The sequence below is a fragment of the Amycolatopsis ultiminotia genome (assembly GCF_039536925.1).
Lineage (GTDB): Bacteria > Actinomycetota > Actinomycetes > Mycobacteriales > Pseudonocardiaceae > Amycolatopsis > Amycolatopsis ultiminotia.
In genome coordinates, this window is sequence record NZ_BAAAZN010000015.1 from 31,639 (window position 1) to 55,826 (window position 24,188).

Below are 24,188 nucleotides of genomic sequence, written 5' to 3' on the forward strand. Positions count from 1 at the left end.
AGTGGCCGTGTCCGATCCCGCCGATGTCCGCCTGCTCGCCGCCTTGGCCGAGCTGGGCAAGACGGCCGTGCACGAGCTCGCCGCGAAAGTCGGGATGGACCCCCGGGAGGTGGCCTACCGGCTGGTCGCGCTGTCCGGCAGCGGACTGCCCCTGCTCGTCGGGGTGGAGAGCGATCCGAACGGCCTGCGCGCGGCCATCGCGGGGGCAGCGGGGACCTGGCAGCAGCCCGCCTCCGCAGCGGCGCCGGGGCCCGGGTCGGGACCGCCGGCCGGGCCGATGCCGGGAGCCGCGTATCCGGCCGGAGCGACGCCGGGGCTCCAGTCCGGGCAGCTGCCGCGATCGGCACCCCCGCACGGACCGGCCCCCGGCACGGCACAGCAATCCGGACAGCTGCCGGGTCCGGCACCGCAGCCAGGGGCGGCGTACTCGGCCGGGGCGACGCCGGGACCGCAGTCCGGGCAGATGCCGGGCGCGGCACCACAACCCGGGCAGATGCCCCAGCCCGGGTCGAGGCCGGGACCGCAGCCCGTGCCGGGGCAGGGGTTCGCGCCGGCTGCCCGGAGTGCGCCGCCCGGTGCGATGGTCCCCCCGCCTCCGCCCGCCGGGAGCCCGGTCCACGGCGGACCGTCCGGGCCGGTGCAAGGCGTGCCGTCAGGACCGTACGGCGCACCGTCCGGGCAGTACGGGGTTCAGGGCAGCGCATCCGGGTCGTACGGAACGCCATCGGGACCGCACGGAGCACCGTCCGGCCCGTACGGCGCGCCATCGGGGCCGTACGGCGCCGCTTCCGGGCCGTACGCGGTGGCGTCCGATCCGGTGGCGAGCACCTGGGGGTTGCCGCAGACCGCGTCCTGGGCGCGTGGTGACGAGCCGCGCCCGCAGGCGCCTGCCGGAGGGCAGCGCGGGCGGATCGGCGAGACGCTGGCCGCGCAGGGCCTGGAAGGCGAGCAGCTCACCCTGCAGCTGCTGGAAGTGCAGGATCCGGCCGACTTCCTGTTCGGCGCCGCGGGCTACCGGCTGGAGGACGGTGAACGGGCGGTGGTCGTGCACACCGAGATCACCAACCGCGGCGCGATCCCGTTCGCATCGCTGCCGGACAACTACCTCGAGCTGATCACCGACGACGGTGCCGCGGTGGCCAAGGCACCGGTCTCGCTGACTTCCCGTCCGCCGCACAAGATCGGCGTGCGGCCCGGCGAAACGCTGGGCGGGCACACCGTGTACGTACTGCCGGAAGCCACCCAGGTGGTCGCGGTGCGCTGGAGCCCCCGGCCGGAACCCGACGACCGCACCCTCACCTGGACGGTGACCGGCTAGGCGTTCTCGTCCCGCAGGATGTGCAGTGCATTCGCCAGATCGTCCGGGTACTCGGCCTCGAACTCGACCCGCCTGCCGTCGGCGGGGTGGGCGAAGGCGAGGGTCCGCGCGTGCAGCCATTGCCGGGAGAGTCCCAGCTTGCGGGCCAGCACCGGATCCGCGCCGTAGGTCAGATCGCCGACGCACGGGTGGCGCAGTGCGGAGAAGTGCACCCGGATCTGGTGGGTACGCCCGGTTTCCAGCTTCACGTGCGCCAGCGACGCCGCACGGAACGCCTCGACGACCTCGTAGTGCGTGACGCTCGGCCGTCCGCCCGCGACAACGGCGAACTTGTAGTCGTGCCGCGGATGCCGGTCGATCGGTGCGTCGATGGTGCCGCGTGTCGGATCCGGATGTCCCTGCACCACGGCGTGGTAGCCCTTGTCCACGGTGCGTTCCTTGAACGCCCGCTTGAGCACGGTGTACGCGCGCTCGCTCTTGGCCACCACCATCACGCCCGTGGTGCCCGCGTCGAGCCGGTGCACCACGCCTTGGCGTTCGGCCGCGCCGGAGGTGGAGATCCGCAGCCCGGCCGCGGCGAGCCCGCCGACGACGGTCGGCCCGGTCCAGCCGGGGCTCGGGTGCACCGCGACCCCGATCGGCTTGGACACCACGACGAGGTCGTCGTCCTCGTGCACGATCCGCATGCCCTCGACCGGCTCGGCGACGACCTCCACCGGCCGCTCCGGTTCCGGCAGCGTCACCTCGAGCAGGCCGCCCGCGGACAGCCGGTCGGACTTCCCGGCGGGATGGCCGTCGAGCAGCACCTCGCCTGCCGCGGCCAGATCCGCCACCACGGTGCGCGACAGGCCGAGCAGCTTGGCCAGCCCGGCGTCCACGCGCATCCCGTCGAGCCCGTCCGGAACGGGCAGCATGCGCGCGTTCACGCACTCTCCTTTTTGGTGCGGGTGGAAGTGCCGTCGTAGTCCTTGCCGAGCAGGGACAGCAGCACGATCAGCGCACCGCCGACACAGATCGAGGAGTCGGCGATGTTGAAGATCGCGAAGCCCTCGCCGTTGGGCGCGAAGGCGGAGATGAAGTCGATGACGTGGCCGCGCAGCGGGCCCGGCGCACGGAAGATGCGGTCGGTCAGGTTGCCGAGCGCGCCCGCGAGCACCAGGCCGAGCCCGATCGCCCAGCCGACCGAGCGCAGCCGCCGCGACAGCCATACGATCGCCACCACCACGGCCGCCGCGACCAGCGCGAGCACCCAGGTCATGCCGGTGGCCATGGAGAACGCGGCGCCGGGGTTGCGGATCACCTGCAGGTAGATCAGGCCGCCGAGGACACGCAGCGGCTCCTTGCCCTCAAGGTTGGCCGCCACGAGGTTCTTCGACACCAGGTCGATCACCCACAGCACCACCGCGACCGCGAACACCAGGCCCACCCGGCGCTTGGGCAGCTTCGGCGCGGGCTCCCCGGGCTCGGCGCCCGCCTGCCCGGCCGGGTCCGCGGGCTGCCTGCCGTGGCCGGACCCGGCCGCCGCGCGGCCGGGCGCCACGGCACCGGACACTGCGGGATCAGGCATTGAGCGGCCGGTCCCCGCAGCGCCGGACTCCGCACGATCGGCCCCGGCGAGACCGGCTTCCGCGGAGTCGGGCACCGCGCGATCGGACACAGCGGAGTCGGGCACCGCGCGATCGGACACAGCGGAGTCGGGCACGGCGCGGTCGGACACGGCCGGCTCGGAGACGTCGGATTCGGACGAGGGCTCGGTGCTCACGCCCCCATTGTCCACGTCCGCGTTCGGGCCGGTCCCGGCACTGCCGTCAGGCGCAGAACGGCGGCAGCTCGCGCGGGTCGCCGACCGGCGTCCAGCGGCCGTCGGTCTTCGTGTACTCCCAGCGGGCGCCGCGGGCGATGATCTGCCGCAGCGCGAGCACGAGGCGGTCCACGTGCTCGGCGGTGCTGCCCAGTCCGAGGCTCACGCGCACCGCCTGCTGCCCCTCACCGCCGGTCTCCCGGATGAGCCGCCGCGTGGCAACGTGCGCGCAGAAGGCGCCGTCGCGCACACCGATGCCGTACTCGGCCGACAGCACCGCAGCGAGCCAACCCGGGTCGAAGCCGTCGACGACGAAGCTGACCGTGCCGACGCGGTCGACCGGGGCGTCGAACAGCCGCAGTTCCGCACAGCCGGGCAGACCGGCCAGCCCCTTGCGAAGCCGGTCGAGCAGCTCGGTCTCGTGCTCGCCGACCGCATCCCAGTTCGCGGCCAGCTGTTCGCAGGCCACGCCCAGTGCGTAGACGCCGACGGTGTTCGGCGAGCCGGCTTCGTGCCGCTCCGGTCCGGAGTTCCAGACCACGGCCTCCTCGGTGACCAGCTTCGTCGCGCCGCCGCCGGCGAGGTAGGGCTCCGCGGCGCGCAGCCAGTCACCGCGGCCGATCAGCGCACCCGCACCGAACGGCGCGTAGAGCTTGTGTCCGGACAGCGCCACGTAGTCCACGTCGAGTTCGCGCAGCGAGATCCGCCGGTGCGGGGCGAGTTGTGCGCCGTCCAGCGCCACCCTGGCGCCGTGTTTCCGGGCCACCGCGGCGATTTCGGCGACCGGGAGCAGCTCACCGGTCACATTGGACGCTCCGGTGACCACCACCAGCCGCGGTCCCTGCGGGCACGCCGCGAGTGCTTCGTCCACAACGGACACCGCGGCCAGCCGGGTGCGCGGCAACTGCAGCCGGCGCACGTTCGGGCCCCGCCAGGGCAACAGCGCGGCGTGGTGCTCGGTGTCGAAGACGAGCACGGAAGTCTTGCGTGGCAGCGCTTTTGCCAGCAGGTTGAACGAGTCGGTGGTGTTGCGGGTGAACAGCACGGTGTCGGTGCTGCGGGCGTCCACGAAGCGGCGCAGCACCGCACGGGTGCGCTCGTAGAGCTTGGTGGAAACCTGCGAAGCGAAACCCGCACCCCGGTGCACGCTGGCGTACCAGGGCAGGAATTCGTCGACCGCGGAGCGGACCGCGTCCAGACACGGCGCGCTGGCCGCGTGGTCGAGGTTGGCGTACCCGATGTCGCCGCCGGTGACCAGCGGCACCCGCAGTGCGGCGCCGGCCACGGTGGGCACGGCGGTGACGGGGGTTTCCGTGGACCGGTCGAGTGCGAGAGTCATGACGCTGCCTCCTCGGCATCCGGGGGTCCCCGGCGAGGGGCCCGCGCTTGCCCGCCGCACTGCGCGACCGGCCTGGTCCTCACCCGGGGCACCCCACCGCGGTAGGAGGGTTGCCGGCCAGCAAGCCGGGGCTTCGCGCTGGCACTCATGACCTGAGCAAGACCATAACCGACCACCGCCGCACGAGACCAGTCCCGTCCCGTGATCTGAGACGGCCGTCACCCCGTGTGTCCATAGTGGACACCTTGGTCAGCGGCCGGATTCCCCGCGCCAGCGAGCAAGCCGCCCGGCCCGGTCCACGGCCCGGATGCGCTGCTCCACGGCTTCGCGCACGAGCTGCGTGGTGACCACGAGCAGGTGATCGTTTTCCTGCAGCCTGCTCGTCTTCTGCGGCGTGAACCCGGATCCGTCCCGGACCACCAGGCTCACCGCCGCTCCCGGGGGCAGCCGCAGCTCGGAAAGGTACACGCCGTGCAGCTTCGAGCCCTTCTGGATCCGCACCTGCAGCAGCTCGGCGCCGAGCTCGTCCAGCGGCGCCGCGTCGACCTCGATCTCCTGCGCCTCGGTCGACCCGTCCAGCCGCAGCAGCCGCGCGAGCCGGCCCAACGTCGAGCCCTGCAGCAGGGTGAGCACGATGACGAGCACGAACACCGCGTCCACCAGCCGCTGCGCGCCCGGCACCCCCTCCGACAGCGGGATCATCGCGAGCACGATCGGCACCGCACCACGCAGTCCGGCCCAGGACAGGAAAACCTGGTCCCGCCAGCGGATCCGGAACGGCAGCAGGGACAGCAGCACCGACAGCGGCCGGGCGAGCAGCAGCACCACCGCGGCCGCGACCAGGCCCGGCACCAGCGCCTCGAGCAGCCGGTACGGCGACGCGAACAGCCCGAGCAGCACGAACAGGCCGATCTGGGCGAGCCAGCCCAGCCCTTCGGCGAACGATCGCGTGTCCGCGCGGTGCGGCAGCTTCGAGTTGCCGAGCACCAGCCCGGCGACGTAAGTGGCCAGCAGCCCGGAGGCGTGCGCGAGCTGGCCCGAGGAATAGGCGAGCACGCAGACCGCCACCGTGGCGAGCGGGTACAGACCGGTGGCGGGCAGCGCGGCCCGCCGCAGTGCCTGCGTGCCCAGCCAGCCGAAGGCCAGACCGAGGACCAATCCGGCTGCCAGTTCGTAAATCACCACCAGCGGCAGCGACCAGTCGATGGCTTCCCCGGACGCGAGTACCACCACCGCGATGTAGGCGGGCGCGTCGTTGATCCCGGATTCCAGTTCGAGCGTGCCGCTCAGCCGGCGGCCGACACCTGCCGCACGCAGCACGGAAAACACCGCCGCGGCGTCGGTGGAGGCGAGTACCGCGCCCCACAACAGCGCGAGCCGCCAGTCGAGGCCCAGCAGCCAGTGCAGGGCCGCACCGGTCACCGCGATGCTGACCACCACCGCCACAGTGGACAGCAGGATTCCGGGGCCCATCGAGGCTTTCACCGACTGCCAGCGGGTGGTGAGCCCGCCCTCGGTGAGGATCAGCACCAGTGCGGCGAGACCGAGCGACTGGGTGAGCGCGGGGTTGTCGAAGTGGATGCCGAAGCCGGCTTCGCCGAGCAGTACGCCGATCCCGAGGTACAGCAGCAGGGACGGGAACCCGAGCCGCATGGACACCCGGACTGCGAGCACGGACGAGAGCAGCACCACCCCGCCGATGCCGAGGAGCACGGGAAGTTGGTCCATGTCCGCCTCCCCCTCCCGCGATCCGCAGCACTCAGGATAGTGAGGTGGTCACCGCGCCCGAGCAGGTGCACCCTCCCCGGCCCGCTCCGTCCTATCCGGACAGTCCGCGGCCAGGGCGTTCCCGCGGGGAACTCCGCGACCGGGGTGGCCTGCGGACGGCGCGGGGCCCGAGCGCCCGGACGGCGTCCCGGCGCGCTCGCCGCGGCGCCCGGACCCGGCGCGTCCGGCCCACGCCCGGCCGGCCCACGCCCGGCCGGGCGTCGACGGCACCGGGTCAGGCCTTCGCGACCGCCACGCGGACCTTCACGCCCTCGCCGACGGTGCCCTCGAAGCCCTCGGGCACCTCGCCGTAGGACACCGCGGTGGCCAGCGTCTCGGCGGCGACGAACTGCTCGTGCTTGCGCGCCGCGACGACGGTGTCCTCCGGGGCGTCGAGTACGAGCGCGATCCGGTCCGCCACGTCGAGAGCGGCGTCCCGGCGGGCCTGCTGCACCACGCGGACCAGATCACGGGCCACGCCTTCGTCGGCGAGGTCTGCGGTGACCTCGGTGTCGAGCAGCACCAGACCACTGCTGCCGGGCAGTTCGGCCGCGGCACCGCCGCCCGAAGCGACCAGCCGCCGTTCGTACTCGCCGTCCTGCAGTTCGACGCCCGCGGCGACGACAGCGCCCGCGGCATTCGTGGTCCACTCACCTGCCTTGACCGCCTTGATCACCTGCTGGACGACCTTGCCCAGCCGGGGACCGGCGGCGCGCGCGTTGACCGCGACCTCGAACCTGCCGTGCGCGGCGACCTCGGTGGTCAGCTCCACGGCCTTCACGTTCACCTCGTCCCGCAGGATGTCGGTGAATTCGCCCAGCGCCGCCACGTCCTCTGCCGCCACCAGCAGCTTCGCCAGCGGCAGCCGGACCCGCAGCTTGTTCGCCTTGCGCAGCGCCAGCGCCGACGACGCCACCTGGCGCACCCGGTCCATCGCGGTGACCAGCGCCGCGTCCGCGGGCAGGTCGAGCGTGTTCGGCCAGTCGGTCAGGTGCACCGAGCGCTCGCCGGTCAGCCCGCGCCACACCGTCTCGGTGGTCAGCGGCAGCAGCGGGGCGACGACCCGGCAGGTCACCTCGAGCACGGTGTGCAGGGTGTCGATGGCGTCCTGCTCGCCCGCCCAGAACCGGTCGCGGGAGCGGCGCACGTACCAGTTCGTGAGCACCTCGAGGAAGTCCCGCACGGTCTGGCACGCGCCGGCGATGTCGTAATGGTCCAGCGCGGACTCGATGTCGGTGACCAGCTCGTGGGTCTTCGCCAGCACGTAGCGGTCCAGCAGGTGCTGCGAATCCGTGCGCCAGGTGCCCTGCTTGCCTTCGGCGTTCGCGTACAGAGCCAGGAAGTAGTACGAGTTCCACAGCGGCAGCACGGCCTGGCGCACCGCATCCCGGATCCCCCGGTCGGTCACCACGAGGTTGCCGCCGCGCAGGATCGGGCTCGCCATCAGGTACCAGCGCATGGCGTCCGAACCGTCGCGTTCGAAGACCTCGTTGACGTCCGGGTAGTTCCGCAGCGACTTCGACATCTTCTGCCCGTCCGAGCCGAGCACGATGCCGTGTGAGATGCAGGTCCGGAACGCCGGCCGGTCGAACAGCGCGGTGGCCAGCACGTGCAGCAGGTAGAACCAGCCGCGGGTCTGGCCGATGTACTCGACGATGAAATCGCTCGGGTAGTGGTGCTCGAACCACTCGGCGTTCTCGAACGGGTAGTGCACCTGGGCATACGGCATCGAGCCGGAGTCGAACCACACGTCGAGCACGTCCTCGACACGGCGCATCACCGAGCGGCCGGTCGGGTCGTCCGGGTTCGGCCGGGTCAGCTCGTCGATGTAGGGCCGGTGCAGGTTGTCCAGCCGGACGCCGAAGTCCCGCTCCAGCTCGTCGAGCGAGCCGTACACGTCGATCCGCGGGTAGGCCGGATCGTCGGAGCGCCAGACCGGGATCGGCGAGCCCCAGTACCGGTTGCGGGAGATCGACCAGTCCCGCGCGTTCTCCAGCCACCTGCCGAACTGACCGTCCTTGACGTTCTCCGGGTACCAGGTGATCTGCTGGTTCAGCTCGACCATCCGGTCCTTGAACTGGGTGACCGCGACGAACCACGACGACACCGCGCGGTAGATCAGCGGATTGCGGCAGCGCCAGCAGTGCGGGTACGGGTGTTCGTAGGTCTCGTGCCGCAGCAGCAGCGCGCCCTGTCCGGCCGCGGATCCGGTGCCGTTCTTGAGGTCGCGGATGATGTTCGGATTCGCGTCGAAGACCAGCTGGCCCTCGTAGTCCGGTACGGTCCCGTCGAACCGGCCCTGCGCGTTCACCGGGGTGACGGCGGTGATGCCGGCCGCGTCGGTGACCACCTTGTCCTCTTCACCGTAGGCAGGCGCGATGTGCACCACGCCGGTGCCGTCCTCGGTGGTGACGTAGTCCGCGGACAGGATCCGGTGCGCGTTCTCCGTGCCGACGAAATACGGAAACGGTGGGGCGTAACGGTTTCCGAGCAGCTCCTCGCCGAGGTAGCGGGCTACGACGGCAGGCTCCTCCCCCAGCTCGCGTGCGTACGCGGCCACCCGGGCCTCGGCGAGCAGGAACCGCTTGCCGGGGAAGTTCTCGCTCTCCACCACGACGTAGCGCACCTCGGGGTGCACCGCGGTGGCGAGGTTCGACGGGAGCGTCCACGGCGTGGTGGTCCAGATCAGCAGATACGTGCCGTCGAGGTCGTTCCCGTTGCCCGCCAGGCGGTATCCGACCGTCACGGCCGGGTCCTGGCGGGTGCGGTAGACGTCGTCGTCCATCCGCAGCTCGTGGTTGGACAGCGGGGTCTCGTCCCGCCAGCAGTAGGGCAGCACGCGGTAGCCCTCGTAGACCAGGCCCTTGTCCCACAACTGTTTGAACGCCCAGATGACCGATTCCATATAGGACACGTCGAGCGTCTTGTAGTCGTTTTCGAAGTCCACCCAGCGCGCCTGGCGGGTGACGTAGTCCTGCCATTCGTCGGTGTAGCGCAGCACCGATTCCCGGGACGCCTCGTTGAACCTGGCGACGCCCATCGCCTCGATCTCGGCCTTCTCCGTGATGCCGAGCTGGCGCATCGCCTCCAGTTCGGCGGGAAGGCCGTGGGTGTCCCAGCCGAACCGGCGTTCGACGCGGCGGCCGCGCATCGTCTGGTAACGCGGGACGACGTCCTTGACGTAGCCGGTGAGCAGGTGCCCGTAGTGCGGCAGGCCGTTGGCGAACGGCGGGCCGTCGTAGAAGACGTACTCGTTGTCGCCGTGCTCGCCCGCGGGACGCGCGTCGATCGAGGCCTGGAACGTCCGGTCGGTCTCCCAGTACTCGAGGACGCGGCTCTCCAGCGCGGGAAACGACGGCTGGGCCGGGACCGAAGTCTGCCCGTCCCACGAAACCTGGGGGTACATCCGGGTGCTCCTTGCGTTCGTCGCTCGCGTACGGGCGACCGGCGCTGCGCCGGTCACCCCCACGGGGACGAGACGCTCGCACGTCACGCGGTACCACCCCGCTTGCCCCGGCGGAACGCCAGGGCCTCTCGTTCGGCGGCGATGACGGGCCGCACCCGTCCGGGTCTACTGGGGGCAGCTCGCCCTGTTCTTCCGGAGGCTCCCCGGTGATGGCCGGATCGACGCCGTGCTGCCATCAGGTTAGCCCGCCGCCCGGAACGGGTGTGCGCTAGCCCCGGCGTCGCGCCGAGCAAGGCCAGCGGGAGGATGCCGAGCGGCGATCGGTGTCGCACCGGGAACGCCTTGCAGGTACGGCATCAGCACCAGGACCGAGCCGAGGCCGACGAAGTCCGTCGCCGCGGACACCCCGTTCGCGATGGCCGTCCGAGGCGAACGCAGCAAGCCGAGCGGCAGCATCGGACCGGCCCGGTGGACATTTCCGTCGCGGTGGAAGTGTCCACCGGGCATGCTGGGGGTGTGCTGGAAGGAGACGCCGACATCGCGCGGATCGCGGCGCTGTTCGCCGACCCGGCGCGGGTGCGGGTGCTGCTCGCGCTGGACGACGGCCGGTCGCTCGCCGCTTCGGTGCTCGCCGGGGAGGCCGGGCTGTCCGCGCAGGGGGTGAGTGCACATCTGGCGAAGCTGCGCGACGCCGGACTGGTGACCGCCGAGAAGTCCGGGCGGCACCGCTTCTACCGGCTGGCGGGCGGGGCGCCGGAACTGCTGGAAACCCTCGCGCGGCACGCACCGGCCCGGCCGGTGAGTTCGTTGAAGGAAGGCACCCGCGCGGAGGCGTTGCGCAGTGCCCGCACCTGTTACGACCACCTGGCCGGACGGCTGGGAGTGGCGGTCACCGCGGCGCTGCTGGAGCATCGCGCGTTGGTCACCGTGGATGGCGAGCCGACCACCCGGCGTCGTGCTGGGGACCGGATTTCCGCGCCGTTGAAAGACCATCCCTACGACCTGGGACCACGCGCGCCCGAGGTGTTCACCGCGCTGGGCGTGGATCTGGCCGCGGCGAGGGCGAGCCGCCGCCCGCTGCTGCGCTTCTGCCTCGACTGGAGTGAACAGCGGCACCACCTGGCCGGTGCTCTCGGGGCAGCCCTCACCGACCGCTTCCTGAGCGCAGGCTGGCTCCGCCGCCGCACCACGGGACACCGGGCGGTCCACCTGACCGACGAAGGCCGTTCGGGACTGCAGAGCGTCCTCGGCATCGGCGGCTGACCGCAGTTCCGGACCGGCGCTGGTGCCCGGCGGGCGCGGCGGCAGCAGGGGTCAGTGGTGGGCCGCGGCCAGTACCGCGTCCGGGCCACAGCGGGCACACGGGCTGAAGCCGAGCTGGCGGGCCTCGCCCACGGCGATCGTGATGGTGTCGCGGCCGGAGAGCCAGCCGCAGTCGACGAGGTGGTAACGCGGATATTCGTCGACGACCACGACCTCGTCGTCGAGTCCCTTGACCACTTCGAGGTCTTCCTCGCTCGTCTCCTCCACGCCGGGAGGCGTGTCGCGGACGGCTTTCGCGTCGGCCTCCGCGCCCTCGGCCGGCGCGGGTTCCGGCTGCGCGGCCGGATCGTCCACGGTGCCCAGCTCACCGGTGGCGGGCAGCAGTTCGGTCTGCCCGGCGGATTCGTCGTGGGCGGCATCGGCGGACTCACCGTGGTCGGTGCCGTCCGGTTTCTCGTCGTCTTCCGGGTCCGCTTCCTCCGCGGGGGAAGCCCGGCGCTTGCGGCGCCGCAGCCAGTCGACGAGGAGCAGCACGCCGGCGAGCACGGACAGGCCGATCGAGATCCAGGCCCACAGCGAGTGAGCCGTGATGAGGGCCGTGACGAGCAGCGCGAGCGCCGCCACCACCAGAACGAGGACGATGTAGAGCACGCTGAATTACAGCACGACGGCCCCGGTTCCGGTGCACGACCCGCCCACGCGCGGTACCGCAATGGCTCCCGAGCGTGGCCGAGACGGCCCCGCGCATGCCGGAGCCCCGCCGGTCCACGAAGGACCCGGCGGGGCGGACCGACACAGGTGACTCAGCCGGCTTCGGCCCGCGGGCCGAACGAGTAGCCCTGGCCACTGTTCGTGGACGAGGACTGGTTCGAGCCGGACGACGCCGTGGCCGGTGCCGCGGAGCCGCGGTCGTCGAGCTCCCGCAGCTGCGATTCCAGGAACCCGCGCAGCCGGGTGCGGTACTCGCGCTCGATCGTGCGCAGCTCTTCGATCTTCTTGCCCAGAGCGCCCTTCTCGGCGTTCAGGCTGTTCATCGTCTCGGTGTACTTGCGCTGCGACTCGCGTTCCACAGTGGTCGCCTTGTCGCGCGCCTGGCGCTCCAGCGTCTCCGCACGGGTGCGCGCGTCGTTCAGCATGGTCTCGGCACGTGTACGGGCCTCGTTGACCATCGAGTCGGACTTCGCCCGTGCGTCGGAGAGCAGCTGCTCGGACTTGGTCCGGGCCTCCGCCAGCATGCCGTCGGACTCGGTCTTGGCCTCGGCGGTGAGCCGGTCGGCCATCTCCTGCGCCAGTCCGAGGACCTTCGCGGCCTGGACGTTCGGCTCGCTGCTGTCCGCACCTGCCGCGGCGTGCGCCTGGGTCTGCTCCACCGCCGAAACAGGCGGCGGAACCGGGGCCAGCCGGCGCGAGGGCTCCTCGCGCACCGGGGGCGGGCCGGCCACCTTGGCGCTCTCCAGCTCGGATCGGGTCGATTCGAGTTCCGTGTCGAGCTGCTCCATCTGCTGGCGCAGCTCGTTGTTGTCCTCGATCAACCGGGCAAGCTCGGTCTCCACCAGGTCGAGGAACGCGTCCACCTCGTCCTCGTTGTAGCCCCTCTTGCCGATGGGCGGCTTGCTGAACGCGACGTTATGCACGTCAGCGGGGGTCAACGACATCAGATCACCTCACGCACTCCATGGCCTGCAGGATCCACCCTGGTGTCCCCGTTCACCTGGGTGTCGCCAGTTGCATCCCGAAGAACACAACCAACAGCAGCACCATAATCGACAAGTCCAGTCCCATCCCGCCAATGCGGACGACGGGAATGATCCGCCGGAACAAGCGCACCGGCGGATCGGTCACTGTGTAGATGGTCTCGAGCGTGACCGCAACCCCTCCGGCGGGATGCCACTCCCGCGCGAAGGTGCGCACGAGTTCGATCACGATACGCGCGGTCAGCAACAGCCAGAACGCAAACAGCACGTACCAGACCACCAGCCACACAGCATTCACGGCGCCCACTCTAGCGGGGGACGGCGGCGAAGTGCGCAACCAGCACCGTGGCGCGGCGATGAGTCGACAAAATCACGTCTGGCTGCGCCCAGCGGTCCGGTGTGCTTCACCCGCGCAAAAACAATCCGCCCTCGGCGATCCGCCGGCGGTCCTCCGCGGTCACGTCCACGTCCGGCGGTGAGAGAAGGAACACCTTGTTGGTGACCTTGTCCATCGACCCGCGCAGTGCGAACGCGAGCCCGGCGGAGAAGTCGACGAGCCGCTTGGCGTCCGAGTTCTCCATCTCGGTGAGGTTGATGATCACCGGGATGCCCTCGCGGTAGTGCTCGCCGATCGCCCGCGCCTCGACGTAGCTCGTCGGGTGCAGCGTGGTGATCCGGCTGAGCGGATCGCGCACGGGCTCGGCGACCGGCCGCAGCCGGGCCACCGGATCGGGCTGGCGGTCCACGGCGAGCGCGCCGTGCGTCGACGGCTCCGCTGCGGTCACCGACCGTGACCGAAGCCGGGGAGCCGGCTCGTCATACGTGTCGCCTGCGTCGCGGTATCGTCCCCTGGCGCGCGCCGGTGGCTCTTCGTAGTCGTCGTAGTCCTCGGCGTAGTCGCGGCGGTACTCGTCTTCTTCGAGGTCGTAGTCGTCCTCGTCCGCGGGCACCATCCCGAAGTAGGCCTTCAGCTTCTGCAGCGCGCTCATGCCTCTCCCTTTGCCCTCGCCGCTCCCGCACCAAACCCGGCCGGTCGCGTTCCGTGACCAGCTGGCGGACTCCCTTACGGCGAGGCTAAACCGCGCCCGCCGAGCAACGCGGTTCCGACACGCACACAGGTGGAGCCGTAGGTGATCGCCGGTTCCAGATCATGGCTCATGCCCGCGGAGACTTCCACTGCGTCCGGATGGTCCGCGCGGACCCTCTCCGCAGCTCGGGCCAGCCGCTCGAAGGCGCGGGCGGGCTCCTCGCCCAGCGGCGCGACGGCCATCACGCCCCGGAGTCGCAGCTCCCCCGTGTGGGTGATGTGCGCGCCCAGTGCGGGGACCTCGGCGATCGGCGTGCCGCCGCGGGCCGGATCGTCGTCGAGGCTCACCTGGATCAGCACGTCGAGCGGTCCGGTGCGTTCCCCCTCGTCCCTGGCGGCGCTGACCGCGCGGGCGAGCGCGTCGGCCAGCCGCGGCGAATCGACCGACTGCACCTCGGTGGCCCAGCGGAGCACCGAACGCGCCTTGTTGCGCTGCAACCGGCCGACCATGTGCCAGCGCGGTGCGGCCACCGGCCGCAGCGCGGCCACCTCGGCGGACTTCGGGCCCGCCTCCTGGTCGCGGTTCTCGGCGAGATCGAGCAGCCCGAGGTCGGTGAGCAGCGCCGCATCGGCGGCGGGGAACGTCTTGGTCACGCCGATCAGCCGCACCTCGGCACGGGCCCGTCCCGCCGCCGCGCAGGCCGCGTCGATCCGGTCCCGCACAGCGGCCAGCGACGCGGCCAGCTCCGCCCGGCGGACGTCGTTCACCGGGCACCCCCGCACACGCGGCGCCCGCAGGCCCGCGGCGAACGGGAAATCCGCACCCGTGCCGGCAGTGCGTACCCGCCGCCGTGCCTCGCGCGGGACGCCCGGTCGTGGCCGGGCTGCCGGGGCGGCGCGCTCACGCCGTCTCCTCGAGCCAGGTGATCCCGGCGATCCGGCCGGTGGTGCCGTCGCGGCGGTAGCTGAACAGGGTCTTGTCCTCGGCCGTGCAGCGGGGATCCGCGCCGATGCGGCCGACCCCGAGGTCCGCGAGCTGCCGCCACAGCCCGGCCCGCAGGTCGAGACCGGTCGTGCCGGTGCGGGTGCGCGCGGCGCTGCCGGGCAGATGCCGTTCGACGTCGGCGGCCATCGCCTCGGGCACCTCGTAGCATTCGCCGCAGATGGCCGGGCCGAGCAGAGCCTCGACCCTGGCCGGTTCGGCACCCAGGTCGCGCATCGCGGTGAGCGCGGCGGGGACCACGCCGACCCGTGCGCCCACCCGGCCGGCGTGCACCGCGGCCGCGACGCCTGCCTCCGGATCGGCCAGCAGCACCGGCACGCAGTCCGCGACCAGCACCACGAGTGCGAGGCCCGGCCGGTCGGTGACGAGCGCGTCGGTCGCCTCGGCGGCAGCCGGCTCGGTCCCGTCCACGACCGTCGCGGTCCGGCCGTGCACCTGTTCCATCCAGGCCAGCCGGTCCTCGGTCAGCCCGAGTTCCGCGGCGAGCCGCTTGCGGTTGGCGTACACGTTCCCCGCGTCGTCGCCGACGTGGTCGCCGAGGTTGAAGGTGTCGTACGGCGGCCGGGAAGCCCCGCCCGCCCTGGTCGTGACGACTCGTCGTACTCGCACTCCGCCATCCTGCCAGTGGCGGGAATCAGCGGCGCATGAACGGCGGAACGTCGACCTCGTCGTCGTTCGGGTCGTCGTGCACGGTCGCCGGACGGCTGGGCAGCCCGCCGGAGGACGGACCGGAGCCGAGCGGCGAGTAGCCGCGCGAACCGCCACCGGGCTGCGGCAGACCGCCGGGCGGGGTGTTGCCCGCACCCGGCTGCGGCAACGGCGGCCGCGGCGGCACCGGATAGCCGGAACCACCCGAGGGCGGCACCGGTGTGGCCCCGGCGGGCGGGGCGGCGGGCTGGGCCGGTGCCGGACCGTTGCCGACCTGGCCTGCCGCGGCCGAGGCGGTGCCGCCGCCGTTCTGCCGTGAGCCGAACGCCGGCGGGTCGAGCTTCTTGTGCGTGGGTGCGCCGGAGTCGAACCCGGCCGCGATCACGGTGACCCGGACCTCGTCGCCGAGCGAATCGTCGATGATCGTGCCGAAGATGATGTTCGCCTCCGGGTGCGCGGACTCCTGCACCAGCGACGCGGCCTCGTTGATCTCGAACAGCCCGAGATCGGAACCGCCCGCGATGGACAGCAGCGCGCCGTGCGCCCCGTCCATCGACGCCTCCAGCAGCGGCGAGTTGATCGCCTTCTCCGCGGCCTGGATCGCCCTGCCCTCACCGCGGGCGGAACCGATGCCCATCAGTGCCGAGCCTGCACCGGACATCACGCTCTTCACGTCGGCGAAGTCGAGGTTGATCAGACCGGGCGTGGTGATCAGATCGGTGATGCCCTGCACACCGGAGAGCAACACCTCGTCGGCCGAGCGGAACGCGTCCATCAGGGACACGCCGATGTCGCCGAGCTGCAGCAGCCGGTCGTTCGGGATCACGATCAGCGTGTCGCATTCGTTGCGCAGCTGCTGGATGCCGTCCTCGGCCTGCTTGCCGCGGCGCTTGCCCTCGAAGGTGAACGGGCGGGTCACCACGCCGATGGTCAGCGCGCCCAGTTTGCGGGCGATCTGCGCGACCACGGGCGCGCCACCGGTGCCGGTGCCACCGCCCTCGCCCGCGGTCACGAACACCATGTCGGCGCCCTTGATGACCTCTTCGATCTCTTCGCGGTGGTCCTCGGCGGCGCGCTGCCCCACTTCGGGGGCGGCGCCGGCACCGAGGCCGCGGGTCAGTTCCCGGCCGATGTCGAGCTTGACGTCGGCATCGGACATGAGCAGTGCCTGGGCATCGGTGTTCACCGCGATGAACTCGACACCCTTGAGGCCGACCTCGATCATCCGGTTCACGGCGTTCACGCCGCCGCCGCCGATGCCGACGACCTTGATCACCGCAAGGTAGTTGTGCGGGGGCGTCATCGGGTCCGCCTTCCTGATCGTGATGTGCACGTGCCGCCCACCGGGGCCGAAACCCTCACCCTCGACTCGAGAGTGAGAGTTATGTCAACCACCGGCGTCAAGGCAGGACGGTAGGCACCGGGCAAGCGCTAATCCAGTAGGCACGCCGTGCGCGGCAAAGGTGTTTTGCCACAACGCGAACCCCGGCGCAAGACGGCGCGGTCCCGGCGCCCCCTGCCGGCTGCGGGGTGCCGGGGCCGATCACGCGGGCAGATTTGTTGCCAGCACGACGTTTCCGGTCGGTGCGCCGGTGGGCGATCCGCCCGTCGGTTCGACGCTGATCGCGAACTGCTCGGCACCGGAGAGCCCGTCGGCCACCACGAGGTTCCCGGACGGGCCGCCGGGCAGCAGGCCGGCCGGACGCGGCTCGAGGTGCGGGCCCATCAGCCAGGCCTGGTAGACCCGGCCGGACGGCGCGGCGGGCAGCTCCGCCTCCTGGAACATCATCCGGTCGAGCAGCCGCGACGCGAGCACCGTGCCGCCGCCCCCGCCGGGCGAGGTCACGTGCTCGGTCCGCACATCCGGTGCGGCCAGCAGCTCCGACACCGGACGGTAGCGGTCACGAGCCTGGTCCAGCTGCGATTGCGCGGTGTCCAGCCGGTTCTGGGTGTGCAGCGCGATCCCGCCGAACACCCCGGCGCCGGCGAGACCCACCACGGCCGCCGCGGCCGCGGCGAGTATCGGACGGCGGCGCGGGCCGCGCACCCGCTCCCCCGGCTCGGGCCGGGTCCGCGGCGGCAGCTGACGGGTGGTGCGCATCTCGGCGAGCACCCGCTGTTTCAGCTCGGCAGGCGGTTCCTCGTCCATCGCGGCACCGAGCCGGACCGCGGTCTCGCGCAGCTCCCGCACCTCCAGCGCGCAGGCCTCGCACTGGTCCAGGTGCCGGCGGAACTGGGCGCGCTCGACGTCGGACAGTGCGTCGAGTGCGTACGCACCGGTCAACGTGTGCATGTCCGGCGTGCTCACCCGATCACCCCCAGGCAGTCACGCAGCCGGATGAGCCCGTCGCGCAACCTCGTCTTGATGGTCCCCTGCGGTGTCGACAGCACGTCGGCCACCTGTCGATACGTGTAGCCCTGGTAGTAGGCCAGCAGAACCGACTCCCGTTGCAGTTCGGTGAGCGCGCGCAGGCAGCGCCGCACCTGCGAGCGTTCCAGCCGGGTCGCGACGGACTCCGCCACCTCGTCGAACGGCCGCCCGCGAGCGGCTTCGAAGGTCGCCTTGTGCTCCCGTTCGGTGCTCGCCCGTGCGGAACGGACGCGGTCGACCGCACGCCGGTGCGCCAGTGTCATCGCCCAGTTCAGCGCGCTGCCCTTGGCCGCGGAGTAGCGAGGGGCCGTCTTCCACAGCTCCACGAGCACCTCCTGGGTGACCTCTTCGGACTGCGCGGTGTCCCGCACGATCCGGCGGACCAGCCCGTACACCGGGCCGGCGAGCCGGTCGTACAGCTGCTCGAAAGCACGTTCGTCGCCCTTCACGACGAGTGCCATCAGCTCCTCGGCGGTGGGCGGGGACTGTTCGCCGGACGGCACCGCTGCCATCGGGCGGGGCCGGGCGCTCTCATCCATGAAGGGCTCCTGCCGTTGCGTGCGCGGTCCGGGCGGCGATCGGGGCCTTGCGCCGCCACAGTGCGATCCCGTGGCGGCGGATCAGCGCGGCCACCCGCTGCGGCTGCAGCGGACTGCCGAGCAGGTACCGCGCGAGCACGCGGGGCCTGGCCGGTCGGCGGATCCCCCGCAGCGTAGCCACCAGCGGCGTGTCCTCGTCGCGGTGGAGCTCGACGGTGAGCGCCAGCAGCGAATCCGGGCGCGGCAGGTACATCCGGTACTGACCTGCCATGTCCTGGAACGGCGACACGTAGAACTCCTTGTCCACCCGGGCTTGGGCCTGCCCGTCCGGCCGCACGAGGTAGGCGTGCCTGCCACGGTAGGTGTTGTGCACCTCGACGACGACGCAGGCGAGCGCGCCGTCCGGGGTGTGGCACCAGTAGACGGTGATCGGGTTGAAGACATACCCGAGTGAGCGCGCGGACGCGAGCATGACGACCCGTCCGCCGTGCAGGTTCACCCCGCGGGCGGCCAGCCAGCGGTCCAGTTTGCTGCGGATGTCCCCCAGCTCGTCGGGTGCGAAGTGGTCCCGTCCGTCGAAGCCTGCGAACGGCCGGACCCACCACGGCAGCCGCGGCGGGTCGTCCAGATCGGTCAGCCACACGTACATCCGATGCGCGAACGAGTACGGCGGATCGACCCGGCGCACGTGCGCCACGGTGGCGTCGTAGAGCACTGCGGTCACCAGTCCACCCCGAAACCGGCCGCCGCACGTACCCCGGAGGTGCAGCCGTCCTCGTGAAATCCCCATCCTTGGTACGCACCGGCGTACGCGACGACGCCATCGTTGAGGTCCGGGAGACGGCGTTGTGCCGCAACGGATTCCGGGGTGTAGATCGGATGCTCGTAAGACATCCGCGCGAGCACCTCGGTCGGCGCGGAACGCGGGTTGAGCGTGACGACGTAGCGGGTGGCTTCGTCGAGGCTCATCAAGTGGTTCAGGTCGTAGCTCACCTGCACGGCGCCGGCGTCCGCGCCGCAGGTGGCGGTCCGGTAGTTCCAGCCGGACCGGGCAGCAGGCACCGTTGGCAGCACGGTGGCGTCGGTGTGCAGCAAGGCTTCGTTGCGGGAGTAACGGAAGGCGCCGAGAAGGTCCTGTTCCGCGCGAGTCGGTTCGGCCAGCAGGCGCAGTGCCTGATCGGCATGCGTCGCGACCACGACACCGTCGACGCGGTGCGGGGTGTCCGCGTCGTCCCGCACTTCGACGCCACGCGCAGTCCGCAGTACCGAGCGGACCGGAGTGGACAGATGCACCGCGGTGAGCTGCTTCGCCGCCCGCTCCACGTATTCGCGCGAGCCGCCTGCCACGGTGCGCCACGTCGGCGAACCCGTGACACTCAGCATGCCGTGGTTGTGCAGGAACTCGAAGAGGTACCGCGCGGGGTATTTCATCGTGTCAGTGCGGTCGGCAGACCACACTGTGGACACCAGCGGCAGTACGAAGTGGTCGGTGAAGTAGCGCGAGAAGCCGCCGATGGCGAGGAAGGCGCCGAGTGGGACGTCGCCGGCTTCGGGGTGTGCCAGCAACCGCGCCGCATGCCGGTGGAAACGCTTGACCTCGGCCAGCATGCGCAGGTAGCGCGGTGAGGTGACGTTTCGCGGTTGCGCGAACAGGCCACGCAGGCCTCGCGCCCCGGCGTACTGCAGACCGCAGCCGTCACAGCGGATGCTCATCGACATCTCGGTGTCGCGGGTCTGTACGCCGAGTTCACCGAACAGGCGGGTCAACGTGGGGTAAGTGCGTTCGTTGTGGACGATGAAGCCGGAGTCGACCCCGACCGTCCCGCCGTGCGCACTCGGCACGTCGTGCGTGTGGGCGTGCCCGCCGAGCCGGTCGTCGGCCTCGAACAGCAGTACCTCGTGGCGGCGCTGCAGCAGGTACGCGGCAGTGAGGCCGGCGACCCCGCTGCCGATGACAGCGATACGTAGTCCCGTGGTGTGGTGCACGACAGGGATTCGGCGCCTCGGCCGGGGTGGATTGGTCCCGGATGAAGTCAATCGGGCCCGGATACCCATCCGCGGGCCGGTGCACGCCGAATCACCGGGTATGCCGAACACCACCACCGCCACCCGCCTCGCTGCCTTCGTCGAACGCCTGCTCGGCACCCCGCTCCCGGTCGCCGTCCGCACCTGGGACGGCGACCGGGCCGGTCCCGCCGGGCCCGCGGTGGTCCTGAAGAACCGCCGCGCGCTGCGGTGGCTGCTCTACTCGCCCGGCGAGCTCGGACTGGCCCGCGCGTACGTGTCCGGAGACCTCGACGTGGAAGGCGATCTGACCGAAGGATTCCGGCGGATCTGGGCGCTGACCCGCTCCGGCGAACTGCGCGGCGTCCGGCTGTCCGCGCGCGACCGGGCCGAGGCGGCCGGCCTCGCGGTCCGGATGGGCGTGCTCGGGCCGCCGCCGAAACCGCCGGTCGAGGAAGCCCGGCTGGGCGGTGCCCTGCACAGCCTGCGCCGGGACAAGTCGGCCATCTCGCACCACTACGACCTGTCGAATTCCTTCTACCAGCTGCTGCTGGACGAAACGATGGCGTACTCGTCGGGCTACTGGACCGCGGATTCCGCCGGACTCCCCCAGGCCCAGCACGACAAGCTGGAGATGATCTGCACCAAGCTCGGCCTGCGGCCGGGGATGCGGCTGCTCGATGTCGGCTGTGGCTGGGGCTCGCTGCTGGTGCACGCGGCCAAGCACCACGGCGTGCAGGCGGTCGGCGTGACCATCTCCGCCGAACAGGTCCAGCACATCAGGACCCGGCTGGCGCAGCACGACCTGGGCGACCGCGTGACAGTGCGCAGGCAGGACTACCGGGAGCTGACGGGCGAACGGTTCGACGCGGTCGCCTCGATCGAGATGGGTGAGCACGTCGGCGAGGAGAACTACCCGACCTACGCGGGCACCCTGTTCGGCATGCTCAAGCCGACCGGACGGCTGCTGCTGCAGCAGATGTCCCGCGGCGCGGTCGCGCCGGGCGGTGGTGCGTTCATCGAGCGCTACATCGCCCCCGACATGACGATGCGCCCGCTGAGCCGCACCCTGGCACATGTGGAAACAGCCGGTTTCGAGATTCGTGACGTGCACGCGCTGCGCGAGCACTACGTGCCCACCGTGCGGGCATGGGCGGACACACTGGAGCGGCACTGGGACGAAGCGGTGGCACTGATCGGCGAGACCGGCGCACGGGTGTGGCGGCTGTACCTGGTGGGTGGCGCGCTGGCGTTCGAGGAGAACCGGATGGGCGTGGACCAGATCCTCGCCGTGCGTCCCTCCGTGGACGGCGGCAGCGGCATGCCGGCGACCAGGGAGTGGATGTGATCGGGCTCGGCCCGCTGACCGGGCTGACCGCCGGGGTGACGCTGGCCGCGGTCGTCGCGACGTTCGGCATCGCCCGCCTGCGCGGGCGTTACGACACCATCGATTCGTTCTGGGGTCTCGGTTTCGCCCTGATCGCCGTGGTGGCATTGCCGTTCGGCACCGCACCGGTGCCGATGCGGCTGGTCGTCGCCGTGCTCACCGTGCTCTGGGGTGTCCGGCTGAGTGTCCACTTGCACCTGCGCAACCACGGCAAACCCGAGGACCCGCGGTACCGGAAGATGGTCGAACGGGCGGGCCCGCGTCCGGCAGCCCGGCTGTTCGTGCGGGTGTACCTCGTGCAGGCGGTGATCCTGTGGTTCGTTTCGCTGCCGGTGCAGTTCGCCATGTACGGCAACGGTTTCGGCGTCACCGCGTGGCTCGGCATCGCGCTCTGGCTGATCGGGTTCGTCTTCGAGACGGTGGGTGACGAGCAGCTCCGCCGGTTCCGCGCCGATCCGGCCAACCGGGGCGGGCTGCTGGACACCGGGCTGTGGCGCTACACCCGGCATCCGAACTACTTCGGCGACGCCTGCGTCTGGTGGGGGCTGTTCCTGCTGGCCTGTGCCTGGTGGCCGGGTGCGGCAACCGTGCTGTCCCCGCTCGCGATGACGTTCCTGCTCGTGCGCGGCACCGGCAAGCCGATGATGGAGGCGAGCCTCCGCCGCTCCCGGCCCCGCTACGCCGACTACGTGGCTCGTACCAGCGGTTTCGTACCACTGCCGCCGAAGCGGACCGCTGCCCGGTAAACCGCCCGCCACCGCGGCGTGCCACCGTTGCGACAGGTAACTTGTGCACAATGTAATTGTGCGCTATGTTTAGTACACCAACACCCGAGCACAGGAGGCATGCCATGCCGAGCCGCGACGCGACCACCCACTGGACCGGCGGACTGCAGAAGGGCAAGGGCGCGGTCACGCTCGACTCGTCGAACTCCGGCACGTTTGAGGTCTCGTTCCCGACCCGGGCCGGTGCCCCGGACGGGCAGACCAGCCCGGAGGAGCTGATCGCCGCCGCACATTCGTCGTGCCTCGCGATGAACCTGTCCGGAACACTGGAGGCACAGCAGCTCGAGGCGGAGTACATCGACGTGTCCGCCGAGGTCACCCTCGGCCCGGCCGACGGCGGCGGTTTCCAGATCAGCGGCATCGCGATCACCCTGCGCGCCAAGCTCGACGGCGTGAGCGCCGAGCAGTTCGCCGAACTCGCCGAAACCGCCGAGAAGACCTGCCCGGTGTCCAAGGCCCTGTCCGGCACCACGATCACCCTCGACGCCGCACTCGCCTGACCCCGCCACCGCGGAGGACTCCGCACCGAGCCCTCCGCGGTCGCCGGGCGACCCCAGCACCTCGACGCGGTCCGGATCCGGCCGCCAGACCCGGAAAACAACCGCGCACTCGGGACCGTTCAAACCCGAGCCGCCAGACCCGGAAAACAACCGCGCACTCGGGACCATTCGACCCATGCCGCCAGACCCGGAAGGCGGCCCGCGCGCTCGGGACCGTTCAAGTCCTGCTGCCGGACCCGGCCGCCATTCGGCTCGCTCTGCAGAGCGCGGAAGTGGCCCCGCACTCCGGGCCGTTCAACCCGAGCCGCCGGCCCCGGCAAGCAACCCGCGCACCCGCGGCCATTCGACCCATGCCGCCCGCCAGTCCCGGCAAGGGATCCCGCGGCCGTTCGGCTCGCCCTGCCGGGTTGCGGGGCCGCTCAGCGGAACGCCGCGGCGTGTGTCTTCGCCCATTCGCGGTAGCTGGTCCCCGGACGGCCCAGCAGGTCCTCGACCACTCCGGTCGGCACCTGCGGGCGGGGCACGGCCTGTGCATAGGTCTCGACCAGCCAGCCGGCGACCTGCTCCGGCATGCCCTGCGCCACCCACTCCGCCTGCTGCTGCTCCGGCGTCAGTTCCACGAACGGCAGGTCCTTGCCCAGTGCGGCACCGATCGCCGCGGCCATCTGCCGCATCGAGATCGCCTCCGGTCCACTGAGGACATACGTGCGGCCCTGATGCCCCTCGGTGGTCAACACGTGCGCCGCGACCGCCGCGATGTCGCCAAGGTCGATCGGGGTCTGCGCCGCTTCGCCGTACGCCGAATGCACCGCACCGTGCTCCCGCACCGATCCCGCCCAGCCGAGCGAGTTGATCATGAACGCACCGGGACGCAAGAAGGTACGGGCCAATCCGGCTGCGTCCACCGCACGCTCGACGGCAGCGAAGTCGTGCCCGCTCGAGCCCGGATGTTCCTCTCCGACACTGCTGCCGGACAACGCGACGACGCGCTGTACCCCCGCTTCGCGCGCGAGCTCACAGAACCGCGACGCAGTCCGTGCGTACGGCGCGAGATACACCGACTCGACGCCGTCGAGCGCAGCCGGCACCGTCGAAGGCCGGGCGATCGAGCCGACCACCACTTCCACCCCGGACGGCAACGCCGCCCGCTCCGGATCCACCGTCAGTGCGCGCACCGGCACACCCCGCGCCACCAGCTCGTCCACGACGAGCCGCCCCACATTGCCGGTCGCCCCGGTCACCAGAACCGCCATACCCCCACCTTCTCGTATGCCGTACGGATAAATTGAGCGTACGGCAGCCGGAGACGGATCGCCACCGGACCAACCGGGTCAGG

21 protein-coding genes, 1 pseudogene and 1 riboswitch are annotated in these 24,188 nt (G+C 71.4%); of the genes and pseudogenes, 5 read left to right on the forward strand and 17 right to left on the reverse strand.

From position 1 onward, the window contains the following. Positions 1–541: 541 nt before the first annotated feature. Positions 542–1,318 (forward strand): annotated as a pseudogene (locus ABD793_RS29420) (AsnC family protein); the annotation flags it as partial. Here ABD793_RS29420 and ABD793_RS29425 read toward each other — a convergent pair. From ABD793_RS29425 to ileS, 5 genes are all read right to left on the reverse strand, one after another. Then, positions 1,315–2,244: an RluA family pseudouridine synthase gene (locus ABD793_RS29425; RefSeq protein WP_344865832.1), complete on the reverse strand. Its 930-nt coding sequence runs from the start codon at positions 2,242–2,244 to the stop codon at positions 1,315–1,317. The pseudogene ABD793_RS29420 and the gene ABD793_RS29425 overlap by 4 nt on opposite strands. Further along, positions 2,241–2,759 carry a signal peptidase II gene (gene lspA / locus ABD793_RS29430; RefSeq protein ID WP_344866162.1) on the reverse strand — a complete coding sequence of 173 codons (519 nt, stop codon included), beginning with the start codon at positions 2,757–2,759 and terminating at the stop codon, positions 2,241–2,243. The genes ABD793_RS29425 and lspA overlap by 4 nt, the downstream gene beginning before the upstream one ends. Positions 2,760–3,126: 367 nt before the next feature. Further along, a complete protein-coding gene (locus tag ABD793_RS29435; RefSeq protein WP_344865834.1) occupies positions 3,127–4,458 on the reverse strand; it encodes an aminotransferase class V-fold PLP-dependent enzyme in 1,332 nt (443 codons plus the stop codon). Positions 4,459–4,496: 38 nt separating this feature from the next. Continuing rightward, positions 4,497–4,611, reverse strand: a riboswitch (SAM riboswitch). 96 nt (positions 4,612–4,707) lie between these two features. After that, positions 4,708–6,186 (reverse strand): potassium/proton antiporter, encoded by a 1,479-nt coding sequence (locus ABD793_RS29440; RefSeq protein WP_344865836.1) that lies wholly within the window; start codon positions 6,184–6,186, stop codon positions 4,708–4,710. Between the two features lie 274 nt (positions 6,187–6,460). After that, positions 6,461–9,631: an isoleucine--tRNA ligase gene (gene ileS, locus ABD793_RS29445; RefSeq protein WP_344865838.1), complete on the reverse strand. Its 3,171-nt coding sequence runs from the start codon at positions 9,629–9,631 to the stop codon at positions 6,461–6,463. A 519-nt stretch (positions 9,632–10,150) separates the two neighbouring features. On the opposite strand from ileS, the gene ABD793_RS29450 reads away from it, so the two are divergent. Then, positions 10,151–10,894, forward strand: coding sequence for an ArsR/SmtB family transcription factor (locus ABD793_RS29450; RefSeq protein ID WP_344866164.1), 744 nt, complete (start codon positions 10,151–10,153; stop codon positions 10,892–10,894). A 51-nt stretch (positions 10,895–10,945) separates the two neighbouring features. On the opposite strand, the gene ABD793_RS29455 is transcribed toward ABD793_RS29450, so the two are convergent. From ABD793_RS29455 to ABD793_RS29505, 11 genes are all read right to left on the reverse strand, one after another. Beyond that, on the reverse strand, positions 10,946–11,545 hold the full coding sequence (locus ABD793_RS29455) for a cytochrome c-type biogenesis protein (protein WP_344865840.1): 600 nt from the start codon (positions 11,543–11,545) through the stop codon (positions 10,946–10,948). 152 nt (positions 11,546–11,697) lie between these two features. Then, positions 11,698–12,549: a DivIVA-like cell division protein Wag31 gene (gene wag31, locus ABD793_RS29460; RefSeq protein ID WP_344865842.1), complete on the reverse strand. Its 852-nt coding sequence runs from the start codon at positions 12,547–12,549 to the stop codon at positions 11,698–11,700. A gap of 52 nt (positions 12,550–12,601) precedes the next feature. Then, the gene (locus tag ABD793_RS29465) at positions 12,602–12,877 is read right to left on the reverse strand and encodes a YggT family protein (protein WP_344866166.1); all 276 of its coding nucleotides are present in this window, start codon (positions 12,875–12,877) and stop codon (positions 12,602–12,604) included. A gap of 115 nt (positions 12,878–12,992) precedes the next feature. Then, positions 12,993–13,577 carry a cell division protein SepF gene (locus ABD793_RS29470; RefSeq protein WP_344865844.1) on the reverse strand — a complete coding sequence of 195 codons (585 nt, stop codon included), beginning with the start codon at positions 13,575–13,577 and terminating at the stop codon, positions 12,993–12,995. Positions 13,578–13,651: 74 nt separating this feature from the next. Beyond that, positions 13,652–14,383: a YggS family pyridoxal phosphate-dependent enzyme gene (locus tag ABD793_RS29475; protein ID WP_344865845.1), complete on the reverse strand. Its 732-nt coding sequence runs from the start codon at positions 14,381–14,383 to the stop codon at positions 13,652–13,654. 133 nt (positions 14,384–14,516) lie between these two features. Next, the gene (gene pgeF, locus ABD793_RS29480; RefSeq protein WP_344865847.1) at positions 14,517–15,227 is read right to left on the reverse strand and encodes a peptidoglycan editing factor PgeF; all 711 of its coding nucleotides are present in this window, start codon (positions 15,225–15,227) and stop codon (positions 14,517–14,519) included. 25 nt (positions 15,228–15,252) lie between these two features. Beyond that, positions 15,253–16,569 carry a cell division protein FtsZ gene (gene ftsZ, locus ABD793_RS29485; RefSeq protein ID WP_344865849.1) on the reverse strand — a complete coding sequence of 439 codons (1,317 nt, stop codon included), beginning with the start codon at positions 16,567–16,569 and terminating at the stop codon, positions 15,253–15,255. A 240-nt stretch (positions 16,570–16,809) separates the two neighbouring features. Beyond that, positions 16,810–17,574 carry an anti-sigma factor gene (locus tag ABD793_RS29490; RefSeq protein WP_344865851.1) on the reverse strand — a complete coding sequence of 255 codons (765 nt, stop codon included), beginning with the start codon at positions 17,572–17,574 and terminating at the stop codon, positions 16,810–16,812. Then, on the reverse strand, positions 17,571–18,176 hold the full coding sequence (gene sigK / locus ABD793_RS29495) for an ECF RNA polymerase sigma factor SigK (protein WP_344865853.1): 606 nt from the start codon (positions 18,174–18,176) through the stop codon (positions 17,571–17,573). Before sigK ends, ABD793_RS29490 begins: the two co-directional genes overlap by 4 nt. Continuing rightward, positions 18,169–18,903, reverse strand: coding sequence for a DUF1365 domain-containing protein (locus ABD793_RS29500; RefSeq protein WP_344866168.1), 735 nt, complete (start codon positions 18,901–18,903; stop codon positions 18,169–18,171). The genes sigK and ABD793_RS29500 overlap by 8 nt, the downstream gene beginning before the upstream one ends. After that, positions 18,897–20,162, reverse strand: coding sequence for an NAD(P)/FAD-dependent oxidoreductase (locus ABD793_RS29505; RefSeq protein WP_344865855.1), 1,266 nt, complete (start codon positions 20,160–20,162; stop codon positions 18,897–18,899). The genes ABD793_RS29500 and ABD793_RS29505 overlap by 7 nt, the downstream gene beginning before the upstream one ends. Positions 20,163–20,262: 100 nt before the next feature. On the opposite strand from ABD793_RS29505, the gene ABD793_RS29510 reads away from it, so the two are divergent. The 3 genes from ABD793_RS29510 (at position 20,263) to ABD793_RS29520 (ending at position 22,852) form a co-directional block, all read left to right on the forward strand. Beyond that, positions 20,263–21,528, forward strand: coding sequence for a class I SAM-dependent methyltransferase (locus ABD793_RS29510; RefSeq protein WP_344865857.1), 1,266 nt, complete (start codon positions 20,263–20,265; stop codon positions 21,526–21,528). Continuing rightward, a complete protein-coding gene (locus tag ABD793_RS29515; protein WP_344866170.1) occupies positions 21,528–22,313 on the forward strand; it encodes a DUF1295 domain-containing protein in 786 nt (261 codons plus the stop codon). The genes ABD793_RS29510 and ABD793_RS29515 overlap by 1 nt, the downstream gene beginning before the upstream one ends. A 104-nt stretch (positions 22,314–22,417) precedes the next feature. Continuing rightward, a complete protein-coding gene (locus ABD793_RS29520) occupies positions 22,418–22,852 on the forward strand; it encodes an OsmC family peroxiredoxin (protein ID WP_344865859.1) in 435 nt (144 codons plus the stop codon). Between the two features lie 419 nt (positions 22,853–23,271). Here ABD793_RS29520 and ABD793_RS29525 read toward each other — a convergent pair whose 3' ends face one another. Continuing rightward, positions 23,272–24,105, reverse strand: coding sequence for an NAD(P)H-binding protein (locus ABD793_RS29525; protein WP_344865861.1), 834 nt, complete (start codon positions 24,103–24,105; stop codon positions 23,272–23,274). Between the last annotated feature and the right edge of the window lie 83 nt (positions 24,106–24,188).

What these genes read in the sequence shown, in the direction of transcription:
- ABD793_RS29435 (WP_344865834.1), bottom strand. Translation starts at nt 4,458, where the DNA reads ATGACTCTCGCACTCGACCGGTCCACGGAAACCCCCGTCACCGCCGTG.
- ABD793_RS29440 (WP_344865836.1), bottom strand. Translation starts at nt 6,186, where the DNA reads ATGGACCAACTTCCCGTGCTCCTCGGCATCGGCGGGGTGGTGCTGCTC.
- ileS (WP_344865838.1), bottom strand. Translation starts at nt 9,631, where the DNA reads ATGTACCCCCAGGTTTCGTGGGACGGGCAGACTTCGGTCCCGGCCCAG.
- wag31 (WP_344865842.1), bottom strand. Translation starts at nt 12,549, where the DNA reads ATGTCGTTGACCCCCGCTGACGTGCATAACGTCGCGTTCAGCAAGCCG.
- ABD793_RS29470 (WP_344865844.1), bottom strand. Translation starts at nt 13,577, where the DNA reads ATGAGCGCGCTGCAGAAGCTGAAGGCCTACTTCGGGATGGTGCCCGCG.
- ftsZ (WP_344865849.1), bottom strand. Translation starts at nt 16,569, where the DNA reads ATGACGCCCCCGCACAACTACCTTGCGGTGATCAAGGTCGTCGGCATC.
- sigK (WP_344865853.1), bottom strand. Translation starts at nt 18,176, where the DNA reads ATGGATGAGAGCGCCCGGCCCCGCCCGATGGCAGCGGTGCCGTCCGGC.
- ABD793_RS29510 (WP_344865857.1), top strand. Translation starts at nt 20,263, where the DNA reads ATGCCGAACACCACCACCGCCACCCGCCTCGCTGCCTTCGTCGAACGC.
- ABD793_RS29520 (WP_344865859.1), top strand. Translation starts at nt 22,418, where the DNA reads ATGCCGAGCCGCGACGCGACCACCCACTGGACCGGCGGACTGCAGAAG.
- ABD793_RS29525 (WP_344865861.1), bottom strand. Translation starts at nt 24,105, where the DNA reads ATGGCGGTTCTGGTGACCGGGGCGACCGGCAATGTGGGGCGGCTCGTC.